The sequence below is a fragment of the Arthrobacter echini genome (assembly GCF_004803505.1).
Classification (GTDB): domain Bacteria; phylum Actinomycetota; class Actinomycetes; order Actinomycetales; family Micrococcaceae; genus Arthrobacter_D; species Arthrobacter_D echini.
This window is the reverse complement of record NZ_SSWH01000016.1, coordinates 12,244-34,829: the sequence shown is the minus strand read 5'-3', so window position 1 is coordinate 34,829 and position 22,586 is coordinate 12,244. Positions and strand designations below refer to the sequence as shown.

Sequence of the window (22,586 nt, the reverse complement as noted above, 5' to 3'; positions counted from 1 at the left end):
TCAATATGCGTGGCTTCAATGTATACACAAGCGACTGCACAGGCAAGAGCTTCATCCGGTCTCCGCGGAAAATATCCGCAGCAGTCACGCAGACCTGTATACAGAAATGGGCTCTGTCGACTGATCCCTCGACCGGGACCGTGCGTGATACTGTGCCTCAACATCACGCGCATCGGAGGGCTGATCATGGCTGCTGCTGGGAACGACGCAGGGACGACTGTCTCCACACCCGCCGACTATCGGGCCCTGCACGCGGTGAGTCTCGCCCAGCCGGACGACTTCTGGCTCCCGGCCGCCGGCGCGGTCGACTGGACCACCGAACCCACCGTTGCCCTGGACAGGTCGTCGGCGCCGTTCTACCGCTGGTTCCCGGACGCCACACTGAACACGAGTCACAACGCCCTCGACCGCCACGTGGACGCCGGGCGGGGAGACCGGCCGGCCCTGGTCTACGACTCCGCGATGCTGGGCACCCAGCGCACCTACTCCTACTCCGAGCTCAGGGACGAGGTGGCGGTCTTCGCCGGAGCGCTCGCCGACCTCGGGGTGGGCAAGGGCGATCGCGTCCTGATCTACCTGCCGATGATCCCCGAGGCCGTCATCGCCATGCTCGCCTCGGCGCGGCTCGGGGCCATCCACTCCGTGGTCTTCGGCGGTTTCGCCCCGGCGGAGCTGGCGGCGCGTATCAGGGACGCCAGGCCGACAGCGATCGTGACCGCGTCCGGCGGGCTGGAGCCGGGCCGGCGCGTGGAGTACCTGCCGGCGGTCCACGAGGCGCTGACGCTCGCCGGCAGTCTCGGGATGCCCGTGGTCGCGAAGGCCCGCGAGGGCTTCGGGCACGGTATCGCGGACTACGCGGACGAGTCCGGCCCGGAGGGGCGCTGGGTCGACTGGGACGACGCCGTCTCCGCAGCCGAGGCCGTACCCCCGGTTGCGGTGGCAGCGACGGACCCGCTCTACATCCTCTACACCTCCGGCACCACCGGCTCTCCGAAGGGTGTGGTGCGCGACAACGGCGGGCACGCCGTCGCGCTGACGTGGACCATGCGGGCCATCTTCGGGATCGGCCCGGGAGACGTCATGCTGACGGCGTCCGACGTCGGCTGGGTGGTGGGCCACTCCTACATCGTCTACGGACCGCTCCTGGCCGGGGCCACCACGGTGCTGTACGAGGGGAAGCCCGTGGGCACGCCCGACGCCGGTACGTTCGGCCGGCTGATCGAGCAGCACGAAGTGAAAGTTCTCTTCACGGCCCCGACCGCCCTGCGGGCCGTCCGCCGCGTGGACCCCGAGGCCGCGCTGATCCGCAGCCACGATCTGTCCTCCCTGACCACGCTGTTCACCGCCGGGGAACGGCTGGACACCGGCACGTCCGCGTGGATCGCCGACGTCCTCGGTGTACCCGTGGTGGACAACTGGTGGCAGACCGAGACAGGATGGCCCATCTGCGCGAGCCCGCGGGGCCTGGCGGACCTGCCGCTGAAGCCCGGCTCGCCCTCCCTGCCCTCCCCGGGGTTCGACGTGGCGATCCTCGACCACGACGGCACGCCCGTACCGGCCGGCACGGAGGGGAGCATCGCCCTGCGGCTGCCGCTCCCGCCCGGCACGCTCACCACCCTGTGGGGCAGCGACGACAGGTACCGGGACTCCTATCTCAGCGCCTTCGAGGGCTACTACACCAGCGGTGACTCGGGGTATGTGGACGACGACGGCTACGTCTTCGTGATGGGACGCACCGACGACGTCATCAACGTCGCAGGGCACCGGCTCTCGACCGGTGCCATCGAGCAGGTACTCGCCCAGCATCCGGCCGTGGCGGAGTGCGCCGTGCTCGGCCTGCAGGATCCGCTCAAGGGCCAGCGCGCCAGCGGGTACGTCGTCCTGAAGGCGGGCATGGCGCCCGATACGGACACGCTCACCGCGGAATTGGTGCACCTGGTCCGCGCCACGATCGGACCCGTGGCCGACTTCCGGTCCGTCGTCGTGGTCGAGGCACTGCCCAAGACACGCTCCGGGAAGATCCTGCGCAAGACCATGCGGCAGATGGCCGCGGGGGAGCCACTCGTGGTCCCCTCCACCATCGAGGACCCGTCCGTGCTCGAGGCACTCGAGCCCCTGCTGCGCCCCGGACCCGCTACGTGATCTGCCGAGTGCATCGCCGTACGAGGACTCGGCAGGCGCGGCGCATCGGACGGCGTCGACGCCGGCCCTCGACCTCAGGCTGAGGTTCAAGGCTCGCGGTGGAAGGTGCCTCGCCTTCGCGGGCGCCGTCGCAGGCGTTGTACCGTTGACCCTGAGAACAGCCGCCCGCATCGTAAGGATCGGGCGGCCCGCACCGATCCCGATGGAAGCGTGGACAAATTCGTGAGTAGTGAACAGGGTTCCACAACTCTGCCCGGCGGGGCGGATGCGGAACTGGGCCCTACCGGCCGCCCCATGACGGACTTCCCCGAGCCGAACACTCTGGACTCGCACGGCCCGGCGAGGGTCATCGCCATGGTGAACCAGAAGGGCGGGGTGGGAAAGACCACCTCGACGATCAACCTCGGTGCGGCGCTCGCCGAAGCGGGACGCAAGGTGCTCCTCGTCGATTTCGACCCGCAGGGCGCCCTGTCCGCGGGTCTGGGTACCAATCCCCACGAGCTCGACGTGACCGTCTACAACGTGCTCATGGACCGCAAGGTCTCCATCGAGGACGCCATCCAGCACACCGCGGTCGAGAACGTCGATCTGCTGCCGGCCAACATCGATCTCTCCGCGGCCGAGGTCCAGCTCGTCAACGAGGTGGCCCGCGAGCAGGTCCTCGACCGCGCACTGCGCAAGGTCGCCGACGACTACGACGTCATCCTCATCGACTGCCAGCCGTCGCTCGGTCTGCTCACCGTCAACGCGCTCACTGCGGCCCACGGCGTGATCATCCCGCTGATCTGTGAGTTCTTCGCCCTGCGCGCGGTGGCGCTGCTGGTGGAGACCATCGAGAAGGTGCAGGACCGCCTGAACCCGCGGCTCCAGATCGACGGTGTGCTGGCCACCATGTACGACGCGCGGACCCTGCACAGCCGCGAGGTCCTCGCGCGCCTGGTGGAGGCCTTCGGCGACAAGGTCTTCGAGACCGTGATCAGGCGCACCATCAAGTTCGCCGACGCGACGGTCGCCGCAGAGCCCATCACGTCCTACGCCGCGAACCACAGTGGCGCCGACGCCTACCGGCAGCTCGCGAAGGAGCTCATCAGCAGGGGCGGAGCACCCTAGTGCCGCTGATCGTCGGGCCCGCCCGGGGCCGCTAGTGGCGGTCCGCAGTTCGGAGCGCGCCGGGGAGCAGCCCGTCCTGGCACTGGAGCAGGCGGACCCCTACGAGCCCGCTGCTGCCGACGCGGCGCAGGTCTTCGCGGTGCAGCTCGTCAACTTCAGCGGACCCTTCGACCTGCTGCTGAATCTGATCTCGCGCCGCGAACTCGACGTCACGGAGATCGCCCTGGCAGAGGTCACCGACGAGTTCATCGCGCACATCAGGCGCGTCCAGGCAGCAGAGGGCCAGTGGAAACTGGACGAGGCGAGCGAGTTCCTCGTCGTCGCGGCCACCCTGCTCGATCTCAAGGCGGCCAGGCTGCTGCCGGCCGGGACCGGGACCGTCGAGGACGAGGCCGACATCGCGGTGCTGGAGGCCAGGGATCTGCTCTTCGCGCGGCTCCTGCAGTACCGGGCGTTCAAGGAGATGGCCCGCGAGCTCTTCCATCGGTTCGACGACGAAGCCGGGCGCCATCCCCGCGACGTGCCGCCGGCAGCGGAGATCACGACGCTGCTGCCCGCACTGCACTGGACGTCCACACCCGAGGAGTTCGCCGCGCTGGCCGCCCGGGTGCTGGCGCCGCGGAGCGAGGCGCCCCTCGAGGTGGAGACGGGGCATCTGGTCTCACCCGTGGTGAGCGTCAGCGAGCAGTCCGCCGTGCTCGAGGAGCTGCTGCGCGCCGGTGGCCGGATGACGTTCCGGCAGCTCACCGAGGATGCCGCTTCCGCCGCGGTGCTCGTGGCGCGATTCCTCGCCCTGCTCGAACTCTTCAGGGACGGTGCCGTCTCCTTCGAGCAGGCGGCACCTCTGGATGGTCTCGTGGTCCTGTGGAGCGCCGGCGATGACTGAACCACCCGTGCCTGACGAGTTCTCCCCCGATGCGGAGTCACCCGATCCGGAGCCGCAGCCGGAGTCGACGCCGTCGCAGGATCCGGCGGGGGAGTCAGGCGCCGGGAGTCCCGCGCTCGAGGAGCTTCCCGGCGGTGTCAGGGCAGCCGTGGAGGCCATCCTGATGGTCGCCGACCAGCCCGTGACGGAGGATCACCTCGCTGCCGTCCTGGAACGGCCCAAGGATCTGGTGCAGCGTGTGCTGGTGGATCTTCGGCGCGAGTACGACGGCTATACTGGAGGGAACTCCCCGACGATCGAACCGGCAGCTCCGCGCGGTTTCGAACTGCGGAACATCGCCGGCGGATGGCGCATCTACTCCCGGAAGCATTTTTCCTCCGTCGTCGCCGACTTCGTGCTCGACGGCAGATCCTCGCGGCTCTCGCAGGCAGCACTCGAGACCCTGGCGGTCATCGCCTACCGCCAGCCCGTGTCCCGTGCCAGGGTGTCGGCGATCAGGGGAGTCGCCGTCGACTCCGTGGTCCGGACGCTGGTGCAGCGTGGACTGGTGGTCGAAGTGGAGACCGATCCGGTGAGTGGTGCGGCCCTCTACGGGACCACCGCACTGTTCCTCGAGAAACTGGGTGTGGGCAGCGTCTCCGAACTGCCGCGGATCGCACCCCACCTGCCGGGGATAGAGGCCCTGGGGGAGTACGACGACACGACGTTCTGAGCACGACCGACACGAAGGATTTTCCCATGACACAGCAGCCAGGATCCGGTTCAGGACGCAGGACGCCGCGCGACGGCGAGTCGTCCGGACGCCCGGACGATGCTGAGCGTCGTCGTCCGTCCTCCTCCCGCGGAGGTCCCGAGCGCGGCAGCCACGGCAAGGGCGGTGCCCAGCGCGGCGGCTCAGGGTTCCCGGCGGGCGGTCGGTCCGGCGGTGGTCGTTCGGGTGACGGCCGCGCCGGTAGTGGCGGTGGTCGGTCAGGCGGTGGCCGCGACGGTGGTCGTCCCGGTGAGGAACGCCCGGAGCGCGGGCGTTCCGGTGGGGGCCGCACGGACCGGAACAGTTCCGCTGAGGGCCGTCCCGACCGTACTCGCTCCGGCGCCGAGCGCGGCCGCTCCGGAGGGGGACGTCCCACAGGGAAGCCGTTCCAGGAACGCACGCGCGACGACGGCCGGTCGGCGACAGGTCGCCCGGCAGGAGCCGATCGCCGCGAATCGGCCGAGGGTCGCGCGCGCTCGGCGTCGGGCCGTCCGTCCGCAGGCACGCCGTCGAACCGCTTCGGGACCAGGGCGGGAAGTGCCTCGGGTGGCAGGCCCGGTCGTCCCGGAACCGGGGAGAAGCGAGCGGGCCGTCCCGGTGGCGCCGCGTCCTCGGGACGGCAGAAGCCGGTGGGCGACAGGGCGTTCGCCCGTGAGCGGTTCGGCCAGAATCTCGGCCCGGTGCGTCCGTCCCGGCCCAAGCGCGCAAGCCGCCCGGCCGACGAGATCGACGTCCACAATCCCGAGGGTGTGCGGCTGCAGAAGGTCATGGCCCTGGCCGGGGTCGCTTCGCGCCGGGTCTGCGAGGAGATGATCCTCGACGGCCGCGTGGAAGTGGACGGCACGGTGGTGACCGAACTCGGCGTGCGCGTGGATCCGGAGCAGGTGGCCATCCACGTGGACGGCATCCGCCTGCAGCTCAAGGATCACCTGAAGTACTACGTCTTCAACAAGCCCCGCGGCGTCGTCTCCACGATGGACGACCCCGAGAGCCGGCGCTCCATCGGCGATTTCCTGAAGAACCGGGACAAGAGCGAGCGCCTCTTCCACGTGGGCCGGCTCGACGCCGAGACCGAGGGTCTGCTGCTGCTGACCAACGACGGCGAACTGACCAATCGGCTCACGCACCCGTCCTACGAGGTCCCGAAGACCTATCTCGTCCAGGTGCGCGGCCCGATGGCCCAGGGCATCGGCGCGCAGATGAAGGAGGGCATCGAGCTCGAGGACGGCCTGGCGCAGGTCGATTCCTTCAAGCTCGTCGACTCCACACCCGGGCACGTGCTCGTCGAGGTGATCCTCCACTCGGGCCGCAATCGTGTGGTCCGGCGCCTGTTCGACGCCGTCGGTCACCCCGTGGAGCGCCTCGTGCGCACCCAGGTCGGACCGATCCGCATCGGTGATCAGCGTCAGGGCAGCATCCGGGTGCTGGGGCGCCAGGAGGTCGGGCACCTCATGGCATCGGTGGGTCTCTAGCTCATGGACGTGCGCACGGAGCAGGGAACGCACCTCCTCGGACCCGTCCTCGTCGTCGGAGCCGGGCTGCTCGGGGCGAGCATCGGCCTGGGGCTGCGGAACCGCGGGCTCGACGTCGTGCTCTCCGACAGTTCCCCCTCGACCGAGGCCGTGGCACGTGACATCGGCGCCGGTCGGCTCCTCGCGGACGCCCCGGACGGCGGGGAGGACCTGCTCCCCGAACTCGTCGTCGTGGCCACACCACCCGATGTCACGGCGCGGGTGGTCGCCGATGCGCTCCTCGCCCACCCGGACGCCGTCGTGGTCGACATCTGCAGCGTGAAGGAAGCGATCCTCGCAGATCTCACCGGCATGCCCGGTGTGGCGGCGCACCTGTCCCGCTACGTGGGAACGCATCCCATGGCCGGCCGTGAGAAGTCCGGACCCGTCGCGGCGCGCGCGGAACTGTTCACCGGTGCGCCCTGGGTCCTGTGTGCCCACGCCGCGAGCGCGCCGGACGCCGTCCTGCGCGCCGAGTCGCTCGCCGTCGACCTCGGGGCCGTGCCCGCCCGGATGAGCGCGGCGGAACACGACGAGGCCGTGGCCCTGATCTCGCACCTGCCGCAGGTGGTCTCCTCGCTCGTGGCGACCAGGCTCCAGGACTCACCCGTGCAGGCCCTGGCGCTGGCCGGGAACGGACTGCGCGACGTCACGCGCATCGCCGCGAGCGATCCGCGCCTGTGGGTGCAGATCTTCTCCGCCAACGCGGCCCGGCTCGTCGACATCCTCCACGGCGTGCGCGAGGACCTGAACCGCCTCATCAGCACGCTGGAGGAACCCACGGCCGACGGCGCCCGGCTCGACATGGCCCAGCTGATCTCGGAGGGCAACGCAGGCCAGGCGCGCGTGCCCGGCAAGCACGGTGCACCGCCGGACTCCTTCGCCCGGCTGACGGTGCTCGTGGACGACGTGCCCGGGCAGATCGCGAAGCTGCTCACGGAGATCGGCGGCACCGGCATCAACGTGGAGGACTTCCGGCTCGAACATTCTCCCGGGCGGCAGGTGGGCCTGGCCGAGCTCTCGGTGCTGCCGGGAAAGCGCCACGAATTGACGGAGTCCCTGACGCAGCGGGGCTGGAAGGTAGTGCAGTGACCCCGACATCCACGAACACACCCGAGACCGCAACCGCCCCTGATCCCTACGCCGGCTTCCGCGTCGGCAAGTCGCTCGTCGTCGCCATCGACGGGCCGTCCGGGTCCGGGAAGTCGAGCGTCAGCCGCGAGGTGGCACGCCGGCTCCGCGCAGCCTATCTGGACACCGGTGCCATGTACCGCGCGGTCACGCTCCACTGCATGCGGACGGGCATCGATCTGACCGACAGCCCCGCCGTCGAGGCTGCCACGCGCTCCATCGACCTGGTCATCAGTATCAGCCCCGACCGCGAGTCGGTGCTGATCGCCGGCACTGACGTCACCTCCGCCATCCGTGAGCCCGAGGTGTCCTCGGCAGTGAGTGCCGTCGCCACCACGATGGGCGCACGGGCGGAGCTGATCCGGCGCCAACGGGCACTCATCGCAGGCGCCGCGCACCGTATCGTGGCAGAAGGCCGGGACATCACCACCGTCGTCGCGCCCGACGCCGAGGTCCGGGTGCTGCTCACGGCGAGCGAGGAGGCCCGCCTGCGGCGACGCGGCGACCAGCTCGGCGGCACGCAGACCGCGGCGCAGCTCAAACGGCAGGTCACGGAGCGGGATGCGAAGGACTCGACCGCCGCCGACTTCACGCAGGCTGCCGACGGCGTCGTCACGCTGGACTCGTCCGAGCTCGACTTCGAGCAGACCGTCGCGGCGCTCCTGACCATCGTGCGCTCCGTGGCGAACTAGGCGCGGCACTGCCGGGCCCGAGGCCAGGCTCCTTACACCAGATGTACCGTCGGGAGACGGTGACCACCAACCGAAGGACACTTTGATGAGCGAGAACCTTTCGCCGGACGCCCCGGGCAACGGCCCGTCAGCCGACGAGGAGTACGAGCCGACCGGCGAGGACCAGGTCAGCGAGGTGCTCGAGAACCTCGACGACGCCGAGGCCGAGCAGCGCGCCGCCTCGCTGCGTGCCGGTCTTGAGGACTACGAGCTCGACGACGAGGACGCCTACCTCCTCGCACGGCAGGACGAGGGCTACGACGACGAGGACGAGGGCAGGCTCAATCCTGTCCTGGCCATCGTCGGGCGGCCCAACGTCGGCAAGTCCACGCTCGTGAACCGCATCCTCGGGCGCCGCGAGGCCGTCGTCGAGGACACCCCGGGCGTCACGCGTGACCGTGTCTCCTATCCGGCGCAGTGGATCGGGCGGAACTTCACCCTCGTGGACACCGGTGGCTGGGAACAGGACGCCAAGGGTATCAACGCCCGTGTGGCCGACCAGGCGGAGATCGCCGTCGACATGGCCGACGCCGTATTGTTCGTGGTCGATGCGACGGTCGGTGCCACGGCGACCGACGAGGCCGTGGTGCGGATGCTGCGCCGCAAGAACAAGCCCGTGATCCTGGTCGCCAACAAGGTGGACGACATCCAGAACGAGGCCGACGCCGCAGTGCTGTGGGGCCTGGGCTTCGGCCAGCCCTGGCCGGTCTCCGCCCTGCACGGTCGCGGTACGGCCGACATGCTCGACCAGGTCGTGGAGATCCTGCCCGAGTTCTCCGAGCACGGCGGGATCGAGCGTTCCGGCGGTCCGCGGAGGGTCGCGCTCATCGGCCGCCCCAACGTGGGGAAGTCCTCGCTGCTGAACAAGCTGGCGGGCTCGGACCGCGTCGTCGTCGACCCGCTGGCCGGGACCACCCGTGATCCCGTGGACGAGATGATCGAACTCGGCGGGCGCACCTGGCGCTTCGTGGACACCGCGGGTATCCGCCGCCGCGTCCACATGCAGCAGGGCGCCGACTTCTACGCCTCGCTCCGCACGCAGTCCGCGCTGGAGAAGGCCGAGGTGGCCGTGGTACTCCTGGCCGTGGACGAGGTGCTCAGCGAGCAGGACGTGCGCATCCTGAACATGGCGATCGAGGCCGGCCGGGCCATCGTGCTCGCGTTCAACAAGTGGGACCTGCTCGACGACGAGCGCCGTCGCTACCTCGAGCGGGAGATCGAGCAGGATCTGGCGCACGTGGAGTGGGCTCCCCGCGTGAACATCTCGGCGCTGACCGGCTGGCACAAGGACCGGCTGGTGCCCGCGCTCGACGTCGCGCTCGAGTCCTGGGACCGGCGCATCCCGACCGGGCGGCTCAATGCGTTCCTCGGGGAACTCGTGGCGGCCAACCCGCACCCCGTGCGCGGTGGCAAGCAGCCGAGGATCCTCTTCGGCACGCAGGCCTCCAGCAGGCCGCCGAAGTTCGTGCTGTTCACCACGGGCTTCCTGGATCCGGGCTACCGCCGCTTCATCACCCGGCGCCTGCGCGAGACGTTCGGCTTCGAGGGCACGCCGATCGAGGTCAGCATGAGGGTGCGGGAGAAGCGCAGCCGCAAGCGCTGATGCCCTCCTGCTTGTGCCGCTCGACCCGGGGAAATGATGTAGTGTTGACCGAGTGGTTCGGCCCGTTGAGCGGGCCGGACGGGATGTGGCGCAGCTTGGTAGCGCACTTGACTGGGGGTCAAGGGGTCGCAGGTTCAAATCCTGTCATCCCGACAGATGTTTCGTCTCGGGACATTGTTCATGAAAGCCTCTCCCTCGGGAGGGGCTTTTGTGGTTTTGGTTGGTATTCGATGTAGGGGTTGAGTTCGAGTTCCTGGATGAGTTCGCCGCGGTGGTGTTGATGACGTGGATGAAGAGTCAGATCGTGGTTCCTATGTGTGCGCGACCGAGGCCGATGTGGTGGAGTTTCGAGTTGTAGCGGATCGTAACGACGCCGGAGTCGTCGACTCTATCTTGGCGCATTCGTCGATGTCGGCGGACGTGGCTTCGCTGCGGGCATTGTAGGTCTTGTCCGAGGGTCGATGGTTCAGTGATAGGTGTGGGCGGATGGTTTTGTATTAGTCCCGGAAGGTCTCGAGCTGAGCTTGCGGGGATTCAATGGTCTTTGTTAACAGTTACGGTAAATGGTTCGACTTCGACACTAGTCGTCAGGTGTCCGCTAGGTGCGAGCCTTCGGCGTCACTTATATTCAGGAGGGGAGGGTCTATGAACGGATCCACGTTTAGGTCCGTACGGGTCGTGGCCGCGCAACCACTCTCTAGTCGAGCTCGATCCAGCTCGCTGAGATGCGTGCGATGAGCGATGTCTTTGGCCCGGTGAAACTGGATTTCAGTAGCTTTTACAAGTTCGTTTCGTCAATTGGACTGTTGCTCCTCGCAGCGGCAGTTGCCTTACCATGGTTCGCGCTCCGAGCGACTGCACCTAACGCGCCAGCAGGAACCGAAGCCTCGTCAAACGTGGACCTAGCGCTCGATGCTCGCGCACAACAATTTTTGTTCATTGTGAGCGTCTATCCATGGCTTTCAGGAGTGCTGTTTGTGCTGGGCTCTGTCCTTACCGGCTACGGACTCTTCGCATGGCGTAGTAGACAGAAGAAGCAGGATGCGGATGAAGATGAGACATACAGGCAGCGCGCCGAACTCGGACAAAGCTCTAAAGCCTCATCCGAGGATCGAGAGGAAAAGCTAGACCAGGAAGCAGTTGAAGGCGACACGAGCCGAGATAAAGGCTCTGCCGGGTTGGCCGGTGACGGGGAACGCAAAAAAGTAGTTTCGGAACCACTCGAGAGACTAGACACGGCGACTCGCGACCGATACCGGGTGCGGCGCGAACTCATCACGCGAGCAGAGGAACGTGTAGAGAAACTTCTCGGCGCTGCATTTATCGATACCCACCAGATCGAGACTGGCGTCCGCTTGAGTGGACCTAGATCACCCATTTTGGATCTTGTTGCACGGGCGAAGGATGGTGATCGATGGACGAGTTTCGCTATCGAGGTTCGCGTAGTCGATCGTTCACCGAGTACGGCACCTAGGTTGCGCGACGCGATGCTCGCGGTTGCGATTGCAGCTCGTGACGTACCCGAAGGTCAGGTGCAGGTGCAGCGAGTTGGGCGCCCTCCGATCGCGAAATCGGTTTCGATTTGCTTGGTCGTCGTTTCGGACGAGGACCGTGGTATACGCCAATCAACGCAAGTAGCTTCCCTGTCGTTTAAAGACCGCCTCTCAGCGACGGTAGAAGTCGTGAATGCAGTGCTTCTTCGCAAGACAGGCGTCATCTGCATTTCGCAATCCGAATTTGAAAAAACTTCAGCGGCTTGGCTGCAAGAAAAAATCCTTGAAGTGATGCAGCGCCCGGAACTGGCTATGATTCGTCTTTGACCTGAGTGCTCCTGGTTGGGCCCTGTCAGCAGTCCAGTAACTTTAGGATAGCTAGTTGGTTCTCTGCGATTCAGTTAGACCAGTGTGCCGACGGTGTCTTTCTGTCTAGGAATCCGTGCGGAGGTTCGTAATTTTAAATTTGTTTTCACCCATCGGCAAAGTACTTCTTCGTATCAGAGCGGCCTAGGTCAACACACCTAACACTCCGCAGAGATCACCGGAAAATCCAGGATCTTGGTCCTTCCGGTCGCCTAGGGTCAAAGGGTCGCAGGTTCAAATGCTGTCATCCCGACAGTGTGATCCTTCAGTAGATCTCCAGACACCCGAACCTGCAATGTGGAGGTTCGGGTGTCTTTATGTGCGCGGGTGGTGTCGATGGTCAGTTCCCGCAGAATGTCTCCGGTGGTAGCGTTGACGACCCGTACGTGGAGGTCGTTGATGAGCATGACGACGCGGGTCCGGGCGTCGGCTCGTCCGATGCCGATGTGGTGAAGCTGGGACTGTTCGCGCAGGCGTTGAGTACGTGCGTCAGGGTGAGCTCCACCCAGATCCGTCCCTACCCGAGCACGCGCCGCAGGTACGGGTTGAGGAAACTACCTTCAGGATCGAGCTCTTCGCGCAGCGTCCGGAATTCAGCGAGCTTCGGGTACTGCCCGGACAGATCGGATGCCTCCCGCGTGTGCATCTTGCCCCAGTGCGGGCGGCCGCCGCGGGCACGCATGATGTCCTCGACCGCCCGGAAGTAGGGCCCGACATCCTCGCCGATCACCCGGTGCACCGCGATGTAGGCGGTCTCGCGCCCGGAGGCGGTGGACAGCCACAGCTCATCGGCTGCCGCGAACCGCACCTCGACCGGGAACGAGATGCGCCAGCGCTCCCGCTCGATCAGGTCGCGTACCTCGCGCAGCGCCTCGGCGGCCTGGTCGGCCGGGATGGCGTACTCCATCTCCCTGAAGCGCACCGTGCGCCGTGTCGCGAACACTTTGGATGAGGCATCGGAGTGGGAACGATCCCCGGTGAGTCGTTCGGCGGCACGGTTCAGCCAGGGGACACTCGCGGGGACTGCCCGGCCGATCCCACAGGTCATCCGGAACATCCCGTTGGCCATCAGCGTGTCGTCGAACCACCGCCGACCCCTCGTCAACGGCGTGCGTCCCTCACCGACGGGCACGCGTGTGTTCACCTTGGTCAGCGCTGTACGTGTATGCGGGAACCAGAAGAACTCGAAATGGTCGACGGCGGACGCCCGTTCGTGCAGGGACTCGAGCACGGCGTCGAGCGGCTCGGGCTTCTCGACCGCGCGCAGATCGAAGGCGTCGACGCAGGCGATAGTCACCTCCACGAGGATGCCGAGTGCCCCGAGCCCCAGGGCCACGGCAGAAAGGAGCTCGGGCCTGTGGTCAGCATCGATGCGCAGCAGCTCCCCATGACCGGTGACGAGCACCGCTCCGGTGACCTGGGCGGCGAGACCGCGAAAGCGGAGGCCGGTGCCGTGCGTGCCCGTCGAGATGGCGCCGGCGAGGGACTGCGTGTCGATGTCGCCGAGGTTCTCCATCCCCAGACCGAGCGGTTCCAGCAGCGCGGAGACCTCGTGCAGCCGCGTGCCGGCGCCGAAGGTCACGGTTCTGGTCTCGCGGTCCATACGAATGAGGCCACTGAGGCGGTCGAGGCTCAGCAGAACGCCCTCGGCCTCGGCGATCGGGCTGAAGCTGTGCCCCGCCCCGACCACCTTGACACCGAGACCGTCGGCGGCGGCCGAGCGCACCACTGCGCACACCTCGTCGACGGAGCCTGGGGAGACCATCCGCACGGGTTGCACCCGGACGGTACGTCCCCAGTTCTGCCAGGTGGTCGTGGATGTGACTGGAGATGTGGACGTCGTCATAGGAAGGCCTTCCCCTCACCGCGGTAGGTCGGGAGGCGATCGACGATGCGGTCGTCCTCAATCAGGACGAACTCGTTCACCCGTTCGCTCAGCTCACCGGACTTGGCGTGCCGGAACCAGACCCGATCGCCCACCGAGAGGCGGCGTGCGGCCTCACCGACGAGTGGCGTCTGCACCTCTCCGGCCATCTCCCGGGGCACCATGCGAAGCCCTGCCGGATAGGCGACGATCGGCAGGCGGTCGATGCCGGGCGGACCCGAGGCGACCCAGCCGCCACCGAGCACGGTGGCGCAGTCGGCGCGGGGCTTGCGCACCACGGCAAGGGCGAACCCGCTCGCGGGTAGCGGTGAGAAGGCGGAGTACGCATCGAAGGAGTGGCCGGCGAACAGGCCGCTCCCGGCGGCGATCTCGGTCACCGCGGGGTCGGCGGCAGTACTCTCCACCGACCCGGTGCCGCCACCATTGACGAACTCGAGGTCCGCGATCGCCCTCACCTGCGCCACAGCCTCACCGCGGCGCTCTGCGAGTTCGGCCCGCGAACGTCGCTGGAACCAGGAGACGGCCGCGTTCATCGGGAGGCGGTCGGGCACGCGGTCGGCCACACCGGCGATCTGCGCCTCGTAGGCCATCAGCCCCACCAGGGTGAAGCCGGGGCGGCGCTGCACCTCCTCCGCGAGAGTGCGCACCTGGGCCGGGGTGTGCAGGGGTGAACGCCAGACCCCCAACCGACCGAACGGCACGGGCCCGTGCCAGGAGGCGTCCATGTCCAGGCAGATCCGGAGCGGCAGCCGCGTGGCGGATGGTGCGACGGCGTCGATGAAATCCAGGTGCTCCGCGCTGTCCACCATGAGCGTCACGGAGGCGGCGGCCTGCTCCGAGCGGGCCAGCTCGGTGATCGCCCGCCGGTCGGTGGTCGGGTAGCCGACGACGACGTCCGGGCACGAGCGAGCGAGCCAGAGCGCTTCGGGCAGGGTGAAGGCGAGCACGCCCGCGAAGCCCGGCATGTCGAGCAGTGCCTCGATGACCGATCTCACGCGTAACGACTTGCTGGCGAGCCGGATCGGCTTGCCGCCGGCGCGGCGCACGAGGTCCGCCGCGTTGGCGCGGAGCGCGGCGCCGTCCAATGCGCCGAACGGCGGTTCCTCGGCTGCGGTGGCGATGTTCCAGGCGGACCACGGCTCCGACAGCCGACGACGTGCATCCGTGCTGCCGGCTGCGGTGGATGACAGCACATCCCGAAGTGTCACGCCGTGCTCCTTATGGTCATGCGCCGGGTCACGGGCAAAGGGCGGGACGGTCGCCCCGGTTCCCGCAGTGTAGGAACTCGACTGCCGGAGAGCAAGCATCGACCGGTAGCGCGTCCCAGGGTCGATCGACCGGCGCATCATGAGGTCCATCGCGCTCTATGAGACGCGCCTCACGTCCACACCGCTTGTGCCTATACTCGACCAATACCCGTACCCGGTGGCCTCCCAGCCACTGCACCCCGCGCGTTCGAAAGGCAGCCATGAGCAACGTTCCCGAAGGCCTCTACTACACCGCGGAGCACGAATGGATCAGTGAGCCCTCCGACGAGGGCACGGTCCGCGTGGGCATCACCGACTTCGCGCAGGATGCCCTCGGAGACGTCGTCTACGTCCAGATGCCCGACGCCGGTTCGGACGTCACCGGGGCGGACGTGATCGGCGAGGTCGAGTCGACCAAGAGCGTCAGCGACATCTACGCTCCCGTCTCCGGCGAGATCGTCTCCCGCAACGAAGCGCTCGACGACGACCCGTCGCTCGTCAACACCGACCCCTACGGCGAGGGCTGGCTGTTCGAGATCAAGGTCTCCGATCCGTCGCTGGTGAAGGAATTGCTGAGTTCGGACGCCTACGCCCAGCAGGTAGGCTAGGTCTATCCTGCGCCGACCGCAGGGCTGGCCCGGTCGACGGTGATCGGGTGTTTCACGCAGCAGGGCAGGAGATGGTCATGGTGCCCACCGAGAACTCACCCGCGAACAAGGAGGAGCCGCCCGTGTCGTCTCCCGAGACCAGGTCGATCGGCCTGTCCGCGCAGGACGCCACCAGCCAGTTCGAGCGGCAGGAAATCACCAGCGAGCACGAACGACATCTGTCGCAGGAGGAGCTGGCCTCCGTCGCCGCGCTGCCCTCCGGTTCCGCCCTGCTGATCGCCCACACCGGGCCCAATGCCGGTGCACGGTTCCTGCTGGACGAGGACGTCACCCGGGCCGGTCGCCACCCCAACGCGGACATCTTCCTCGACGACGTGACGGTCTCCCGGCAGCACGCCGAGTTCCGCCGCGCCGGCGACGGCTTCACAGTGGTGGACACCGGTAGCCTCAACGGCACCTATGTGAGCAACGACCGCGTGGACGAGACGGTGCTGCACAACGGCGACGAGGTCCAGATCGGCAAGTTCAGGCTGACCTTCTACGCCGCCCGTAGCGTCACGGCCCAGGCCGCCCAGCACCCCTCAGCGCAGGCCTAGTCCACTTCATGCCTGCTTCCCATCCCTTCAGACGCCCTTCCGACGTCGTCTCCGGCCGCCCCGGCACAGGTATCACCATCGGCGAGGTCCTGCGCGAGCTGGCCGAGGACTTCCCTCGGGTCACGGCGTCGAAGATCCGCTTCCTCGAGGAGAAGGGCCTGATCACACCGCAGCGCACCCATGCGGGGTACCGCAAGTACACGCTGCACGACGTGGAGCGCCTCCGTTTCATCCTGAGTCTGCAGCGGGATCAGTATCTTCCCCTGAAGGTCATCAAGGATTATCTCGACGCGATCGATCGCGGTGAGCGGCCCGATTCCCTGCCGGGCGGGCTGACTCTCGCCCCACGCGTCGTCTCAGACCAGTTGTCCCGCGAGCTCAGCGCGCGGTCCCGGACGCTGACGGCGGAGACCCTGGCGGCCGAGGCAGGAGCGCCGCACACGCTGATCGACGAGCTGGTCAGCTTCGGCCTGATCACCGCCGTCGACGACCGCTTCGACGAGCACGCGCTGAAGATCGCCACGGCCTGCATGCAGCTCGAGGCCCACGGCATCGAACCGCGCCACCTCAGGCCGTTCCGTGCAGCGGCCGACCGCGAACTGGGACTCGTGGAACGCGCCGTCGCACCCGTGGCATCCCGCAGGGACGTGGCGTCGAAGGCGCGGGCCGCCGAGACCGCGCGCGAGATCAGCGAGCTGTGCCTCGGACTGCACAGTGCGCTGGTCCTCAGCGACCTGGCCCGGATGGACAGTTAGGCGGCGCCCGGTGATCGAAGTGGAAGTGGTGGGCGTTCGCATCGAACTGCCCTCGAACCAGCCCCTGGTCCTGCTGCGCGAGAGTGCGGGGGAGCGGCATCTGCCCATCTGGATCGGCGCCCCCGAGGCCAGTGCCATCGCCTTCGTCCAGCAGGGTATCGTGCCTCCCCGGCCCATGACCCACGACCTGCTGGTCGACGTGGTCGCCGCGACGGGCAAGCGCATCACGTCCGTGCAGATCACCTCCGTCGAGGACACCGTGTACCACGCGCAACTGGTCCTTCAGGACGGCGTCACGGTGAATTCGCGGGCGTCGGACGCGCTGGCGATCGCATTGCGCGTGCCCTGCCCCATCTACTGCGCCGAGGCCGTGCTCGATGCCGCCGGAGTCGAGATAGCCGACGCGGACGACGACGGGACGGATTCCGGGACGCGCGAGACGGCGGAGAACGAGGTACAGCAGTTCCGGGAGTTCCTCGCCGACGTCGAGCCGGAGGACTTCGAACGCTGACGACACGACCAGGATTGCTGCGGCACCTCTTTGACCTCACAGCCGCGGCGATCTACCGTCAAGACATACAGTTCCCTTGGTCCGTGCGATGGACCCGGGCCGCAGTCGGGGTCGAACCCCGGGTGTGGGCCCACCGAGTACCAACAGCGGGAATCTTTCGAGGAGGCAACACGTGAGTCCGAAGGGTGAGGCCGATACGGCAACCAACCCGGTAGGGGCCCCTCTTCCGGCGAGCGCACAGGGTCTGCTCTTCACCGAGGACCTCCCCGAACTGGACGAGCAGGCCGGCTACCGCGGGCCGACGGCGTGCAAGGCAGCCGGCATCACCTACCGCCAGCTGGACTACTGGGCACGTACCGGACTCGTCGAACCGGCCGTACGCGGAGCAGCCGGCTCCGGCACGCATCGTCTGTACGGGTTCCGCGACATCCTGGTGCTCAAAGTGGTCAAGCGTCTGCTCGACACCGGTGTCTCCCTCCAGCAGATCCGCACCGCAGTGGCCCATCTGCGCGAGCGAGGCGTCGAGGACCTCGCGCAGATCACCCTGATGAGCGACGGCGCGAGCGTGTACGAGTGCACGTCCGCCGACGAGGTGATCGATCTGGTGCAGGGTGGCCAGGGCGTCTTCGGGATCGCCGTCGGCAGGGTGTGGCGCGAGGTGGAGGGCAGCCTGGCCGCCCTGCCGAGCGAACACTCTCCCGCGCAGGACCTCCCTGCCGACGAACTCGGCGAGCGGCGCGCCACCCGCAGGATCAGTTGACCTGTGACCACGACTAATCTGTGACCACGATCGGCGTCGGACCACGACGCCGGCGCTCACCGCCTGATACGGCTCCGCATCCGCCCTGAATCGACGACGCTCCCGAGCAGTTGGTCGAACAGACCCGCGGTGTGGCGGGCGGACTCCCCGGGCCACTGGTGCACTGCGTGTGCGGCTCCCTGGACCTGCTGCCACGCCGGGTCGTCGGGGAGGGATGGCTGGAGCAGGAGATCGCCGAACATCTGCCGCATCTCCGCCAGCCGGAACCGGTGCTCGCTCGAGGTCTCGCGCACGCGGTTCGCGACGATGCCCGCGGTGTGCAGGTGGGGCGCGAATTCGCGGCGGAACAGCTCCAGGGCGCGCAGGGTCCGCTCCGTCCCGGCCACCGAGAAGAGGGCCGGTTCCGCGACGAGGAGAACCTTGTTGCTCGCGGTCCACGCGATGCGGGTCAGCCCGTTGAGCGAGGGCGGGCAGTCGACCAGGACCAGGCTGTACCCGCCGACCCGGGACAGGAGACCGGCGAGCCGGCCCTGGTCACGCCGGCCCAGATCGGGCCGGTCGTAGATGCCGGAGTATGCCGACCCCATGGCGACGTCGAGCACCGGCACCGTCTGGTCCTGCGGAGTCCGAGCGGCCGCCGCCCAGCCGCTCGGTACGGTGTTGGCGGCGAGATCGCCCCGCCGGGCATTCTTCAGCAGCCGCCCGACGTCGATCCGTCCGCCCGGCCGCACGGCGAGCCCCGTGGTGGCATCGGCATGCGGGTCAAGATCGATGACGAGGGTCGGGATGCCGGCCGTCAGGGCAGCGGAGGCGAGTCCGAGGGTCACGGATGTCTTTCCGACGCCGCCCTTGAGGCTGCTGATACTGACTACCTGCACGTGTCGAATCCATACCCGTCATGTCGCGGCACCGGCCGGGGGCCGGCTGCCCTCGTGGTTCCCGGTCAATCATAGGGCGATGCCGCCCCGCTCCCGGGACGCCGCAGGTGGGTGCACCCGGGTGGCTACCGGTGGAGTGCCGGGTAGGATCGAGCCAGCGTGAAGGATCCCGACCGGCAATGTTGCAGGAGTGAGATGTTTTCCAAGATTCTGGTAGCCAATCGTGGCGAGATCGCCATCAGGGCTTTCCGTGCCGCCCATGAGCTGGGTGCCAAGACCGTGGCGGTGTTCCCCTACGAGGACCGGAACTCCATCCACCGGCAGAAGGCGGATGAGGCCTATCTGATCGGCGAGGAGGGCCATCCCGTGCGCGCCTACCTGGACGTCGAGGAGATCATCCGCGTCGCGGTGGAGTCGGGGTGCGACGCGATCTACCCCGGCTACGGCTTCCTCTCGGAGAACCCCGACCTGGCACGAGCGGCGCGCGATGCGGGCATCACCTTCGTCGGTCCACCACCGGAGGTCCTCGAGCTGGCCGGCAACAAGGTCAGGGCGCTGGACGCCGCACGTTCGGCCGGCATACCGGTCCTGGGGTCCTCACGACCGAGCGCCGACGTCGCGGAACTCATCAAGGCAGCGGACGAGATCGGCTTCCCCGTGTTCGCGAAGGCCGTGGCGGGCGGCGGCGGTCGTGGTATGCGTCGCGTGGAGACCCGCGAGGCACTGCCCGAGGCGCTGGAGTCCGCCATGCGCGAGGCCGACTCCGCGTTCGGTGATCCCACGATGTTCCTCGAGCAGGCGGTCCTGCGCCCGCGGCACATCGAGGTGCAGATCCTGGCCGACGCGGACGGGCACGTGATGCACCTGTTCGAGCGTGACTGCTCACTGCAGCGACGCCACCAGAAGGTCATCGAGATCGCACCGGCGCCGAATCTCGACGACTCGATCCGGCAGGCGCTGCACCGGGACGCGGTGAAGTTCGCGACCGCCCTGGACTACGTGAACGCGGGCACGGTCGAGTTCCTGGTGGACACCGTCGGTGAGCGCGCCGGGCAGCACGTGTTCATCGAGATGAACCCGCGGATCCAGGTGGAACACACCGTGACCGAGGAGGTCACCGACGTCGACCTCGTGCAGTCGCAATTGCGCATCGCCGCAGGCGAGACCCTCGAGGATCTCGGACTGAGCCAGGACACCGTCCACCTCCGCGGAGCGGCCCTGCAGTCCAGGATCACCACGGAGGACCCGGCGAACGGCTTCCGTCCCGACGTCGGACGCATCTCCGCCTACCGGTCCGCCGGTGGAGCCGGAGTCCGGCTCGACGGCGGCACGGTCTACGCCGGCGCGGAGATCAGCCCGCACTTCGACTCGATGCTCGTCAAGCTCACGTGCCGCGGGCGGGACTACCCGGCGGCAGTGACCCGGGCACGACGCGCGCTGGCGGAGTTCCGGGTGCGCGGGGTCTCCACGAACATCTCGTTCCTGCAGGCCGTGCTCGACGACCCGGACTTCATCGCCGGGAACGTGGCGACGTCGTTCATCGACGAGCGCCCGGAGCTGCTGACGGCCCGGTTGCCGGCAGACCGGGGGACCAAGCTGCTCACCTGGCTCGCGGACGTCACCGTGAACCAGCCCAACGGCGTACGGCCCGTCCATCTCGACCCGCGGCAGAAGCTGCCGGTCCTCACCGACTCCCAGCGCGAGGCACCGCTTCCGGCGGGGAGCCGACAGCGCCTGCTCGAACTCGGTCCGGAGGGTTTCGCCTGTCACCTGCGCGAGCAGGACGCCGTCGCGGTCACCGACACCACGTTCCGCGACGCCCACCAGTCCCTGCTGGCCACCCGCGTCCGGACGCGGGATCTCACGGCCGCCGGTGCCAGCGTGTCCCGGCTGACGCCCGGGCTGCTGTCCGTCGAGGCGTGGGGCGGAGCCACGTACGACGTCGCACTGCGCTTCCTCGGCGAGGATCCCTGGGAGCGCCTCGACGCACTGCGCCGCGAGGTGCCGAACATCTGCCTGCAGATGCTCCTGCGCGGCCGGAACACCGTCGGCTACACCCCGTACCCCGAGGCAGTCACCGAAGCGTTCGTGCGGGAGGCCGCGGCGTCGGGCATCGACATCTTCAGGATCTTCGACGCCCTCAACGACGTGTCGCAGATGGAGCCGGCCATCCGCGCCGTCCGCGCCACGGGCACGGCCGTCGCCGAGGCGGCGCTGTGCTACACCGCCGACATGCTGGATCCGGACGAGGAGCTCTACACGCTGGAGTACTACCTCGAGCTCGCCCAGCGCATGGTCGACGCCGGTGCGCACATCCTGGCGATCAAGGACATGGCGGGCCTGCTCCGGCCTGCCGCGGCAGCGAAGCTCGTCAGCGCCCTGCGGGAGCGCTTCGACCTTCCGGTGCACCTGCACACGCACGACACCGCCGGAGGCCAGCTGGCCACACTGATGGCGGCAGCCGACGCCGGGGTCGACGCCGTCGACGTCGCCAGCGCTGCCCTGGCGGGCACGACGAGCCAGCCCGCGGCCTCGGCCCTCGTCGCCGCCCTCGCCCACACGCCGCGAGACACGGGCCTGGACCTGAACAGCGTCAGCGCGCTCGAGCCCTACTGGGAAGCCGTGCGGCGCATGTACGCACCGTTCGAGGCGGGTCTGGCCGGACCGACGGGACGGGTCTACCAGCACGAGATCCCCGGCGGACAGCTCTCCAACCTCCGGCAGCAGGCCATCGCCCTCGGACTCGGCGAGCGCTTCGAGGCGATCGAGGACATGTACACCGCGGCGGACCGGATCCTCGGCAGGCTCGTGAAGGTCACGCCGTCGTCGAAGGTCGTGGGCGATCTCGCCCTGGCGCTCGTGGGCAGCGACGCCGACCCCGCCGAGTTCGAGGAGAACCCGCAGGCCTTCGACATTCCCGATTCCGTGATCGGATTCCTCAACGGTGAGCTGGGGAACCCTCCGGGCGGATGGCCGGAGCCGTTCCGCACCAGGGCGCTGCAGGGCCGCGAGGTCAGGCCCCGCGACGCCGAGCTCTCCGCCGAGGACGAACAGAAGCTCGCCGGGGATTCGCCCCAGCGGCGTACGGCACTGAACACGCTGCTCTTCGCCGGACCGGCGAAGGACTTCCGGGCCGTCCGGGAAACGTACGGCGACGTCTCGGTCCTGGGCACCGCCGACTACCTGTACGGTCTGCAGCAGAACACCGAGCACATCATCGAACTGGAGAAGGGTGTCCGGCTCATCGCCACCCTCGAGGCGATCTCCGAACCCGACGAGAAGGGGATGCGCACCCTCATGTGCACCCTCAACGGACAGATGCGCCCGGTGACCGTCCGCGACCGGAGTGTCGACAGCGACGTCAGAGCCGCCGAGAAGGCCGACCCGTCCGTGCCCGGCCAGGTCTCCGCGCCCTTCGCGGGCTCCGTGACCGTCACCGTGGCCGAGGGCGACACCGTGGCCGAGGGCGACACCGTGGCGACGATCGAGGCGATGAAGATGGAGGCCAACATCACGACGCCGGTGGCCGGAACCGTCCAGCGGGTGGCGCTCCCCGAGGTCGGACCGACCCAGGGCGGTGACCTTCTCCTCGTCATCACGCCGGCGAAGGAGTGAGCCGACG

At 68.2% G+C, this 22,586-nt stretch carries 18 protein-coding genes and 1 tRNA gene; 16 read left to right on the top strand and 3 right to left on the bottom strand.

The genetic code is table 11. From position 1 onward, the window contains the following. Positions 1 to 186 precede the first annotated feature (186 nt). From E8P82_RS13875 to E8P82_RS13830, 10 genes are all read left to right on the top strand, one after another. Positions 187 to 2,142: an AMP-binding protein gene (locus E8P82_RS13875; protein WP_136455660.1), complete on the top strand. Its 1,956-nt coding sequence runs from the start codon at positions 187 to 189 to the stop codon at positions 2,140 to 2,142. 222 nt (positions 2,143 to 2,364) lie between these two features. Then, the gene (locus E8P82_RS13870) at positions 2,365 to 3,252 is read left to right on the top strand and encodes a ParA family protein (protein WP_136455645.1); all 888 of its coding nucleotides are present in this window, start codon (positions 2,365 to 2,367) and stop codon (positions 3,250 to 3,252) included. Positions 3,253 to 3,286: 34 nt separating this feature from the next. After that, a complete protein-coding gene (locus tag E8P82_RS13865; RefSeq protein WP_246021405.1) occupies positions 3,287 to 4,138 on the top strand; it encodes a segregation and condensation protein A in 852 nt (283 codons plus the stop codon). Continuing rightward, entirely contained in the window at positions 4,131 to 4,850 is a 720-nt protein-coding gene (scpB, locus tag E8P82_RS13860) for an SMC-Scp complex subunit ScpB (protein ID WP_136455644.1), read from the top strand. The genes E8P82_RS13865 and scpB overlap by 8 nt, the downstream gene beginning before the upstream one ends. 26 nt (positions 4,851 to 4,876) lie before the next feature. Then, a complete protein-coding gene (locus E8P82_RS13855; RefSeq protein ID WP_136455643.1) occupies positions 4,877 to 6,361 on the top strand; it encodes a pseudouridine synthase in 1,485 nt (494 codons plus the stop codon). 3 nt (positions 6,362 to 6,364) lie between these two features. Beyond that, positions 6,365 to 7,492 (top strand): prephenate dehydrogenase, encoded by a 1,128-nt coding sequence (locus tag E8P82_RS13850; protein WP_136455642.1) that lies wholly within the window; start codon positions 6,365 to 6,367, stop codon positions 7,490 to 7,492. 86 nt (positions 7,493 to 7,578) lie between these two features. Beyond that, positions 7,579 to 8,223, top strand: a complete 645-nt coding sequence (gene cmk, locus E8P82_RS13845) for a (d)CMP kinase (protein ID WP_246021421.1) — start codon at positions 7,579 to 7,581, stop codon at positions 8,221 to 8,223. An 85-nt stretch (positions 8,224 to 8,308) separates the two neighbouring features. Next, complete coding sequence (gene der / locus E8P82_RS13840; protein ID WP_136455640.1) at positions 8,309 to 9,865, top strand: ribosome biogenesis GTPase Der; 1,557 nt, start codon at positions 8,309 to 8,311, stop codon at positions 9,863 to 9,865. Positions 9,866 to 9,944: 79 nt separating this feature from the next. Then, positions 9,945 to 10,018, top strand: a tRNA-Pro gene (locus tag E8P82_RS13835). A gap of 581 nt (positions 10,019 to 10,599) precedes the next feature. Next, positions 10,600 to 11,685, top strand: coding sequence for a hypothetical protein (locus E8P82_RS13830; RefSeq protein WP_136455639.1), 1,086 nt, complete (start codon positions 10,600 to 10,602; stop codon positions 11,683 to 11,685). Between the two features lie 556 nt (positions 11,686 to 12,241). Here E8P82_RS13830 and E8P82_RS13825 read toward each other — a convergent pair. Both E8P82_RS13825 and E8P82_RS13820 read right to left on the bottom strand, forming a co-directional pair. Beyond that, positions 12,242 to 13,570: a D-arabinono-1,4-lactone oxidase gene (locus E8P82_RS13825; protein WP_136455638.1), complete on the bottom strand. Its 1,329-nt coding sequence runs from the start codon at positions 13,568 to 13,570 to the stop codon at positions 12,242 to 12,244. Next, positions 13,567 to 14,817, bottom strand: a complete 1,251-nt coding sequence (locus E8P82_RS13820; protein WP_246021396.1) for an amino acid deaminase/aldolase — start codon at positions 14,815 to 14,817, stop codon at positions 13,567 to 13,569. The genes E8P82_RS13825 and E8P82_RS13820 overlap by 4 nt, the downstream gene beginning before the upstream one ends. 260 nt (positions 14,818 to 15,077) lie before the next feature. Here E8P82_RS13820 and gcvH point away from each other — a divergent pair, with 260 nt between their 5' ends. From gcvH to E8P82_RS13795, 5 genes are all read left to right on the top strand, one after another. Beyond that, the gene (gene gcvH / locus E8P82_RS13815) at positions 15,078 to 15,464 is read left to right on the top strand and encodes a glycine cleavage system protein GcvH (protein ID WP_136455637.1); all 387 of its coding nucleotides are present in this window, start codon (positions 15,078 to 15,080) and stop codon (positions 15,462 to 15,464) included. 77 nt (positions 15,465 to 15,541) lie between these two features. Continuing rightward, positions 15,542 to 16,060, top strand: coding sequence for an FHA domain-containing protein (locus E8P82_RS13810; protein WP_136455657.1), 519 nt, complete (start codon positions 15,542 to 15,544; stop codon positions 16,058 to 16,060). Between the two features lie 8 nt (positions 16,061 to 16,068). Next, complete coding sequence (gene ftsR, locus E8P82_RS13805; protein WP_136455636.1) at positions 16,069 to 16,815, top strand: transcriptional regulator FtsR; 747 nt, start codon at positions 16,069 to 16,071, stop codon at positions 16,813 to 16,815. Positions 16,816 to 16,825: 10 nt separating this feature from the next. Then, positions 16,826 to 17,326, top strand: coding sequence for a bifunctional nuclease family protein (locus E8P82_RS13800; protein ID WP_136455635.1), 501 nt, complete (start codon positions 16,826 to 16,828; stop codon positions 17,324 to 17,326). A gap of 172 nt (positions 17,327 to 17,498) precedes the next feature. Further along, complete coding sequence (locus E8P82_RS13795) at positions 17,499 to 18,086, top strand: MerR family transcriptional regulator (protein WP_136455634.1); 588 nt, start codon at positions 17,499 to 17,501, stop codon at positions 18,084 to 18,086. Between the two features lie 56 nt (positions 18,087 to 18,142). On the opposite strand, the gene E8P82_RS13790 is transcribed toward E8P82_RS13795, so the two are convergent. Continuing rightward, entirely contained in the window at positions 18,143 to 18,964 is an 822-nt protein-coding gene (locus E8P82_RS13790; protein ID WP_136455633.1) for a ParA family protein, read from the bottom strand. A 195-nt stretch (positions 18,965 to 19,159) separates the two neighbouring features. Between E8P82_RS13790 and E8P82_RS13785 the strand changes: the two genes are divergently transcribed. After that, complete coding sequence (locus tag E8P82_RS13785; protein WP_136455632.1) at positions 19,160 to 22,579, top strand: pyruvate carboxylase; 3,420 nt, start codon at positions 19,160 to 19,162, stop codon at positions 22,577 to 22,579. Positions 22,580 to 22,586 lie beyond the last annotated feature (7 nt).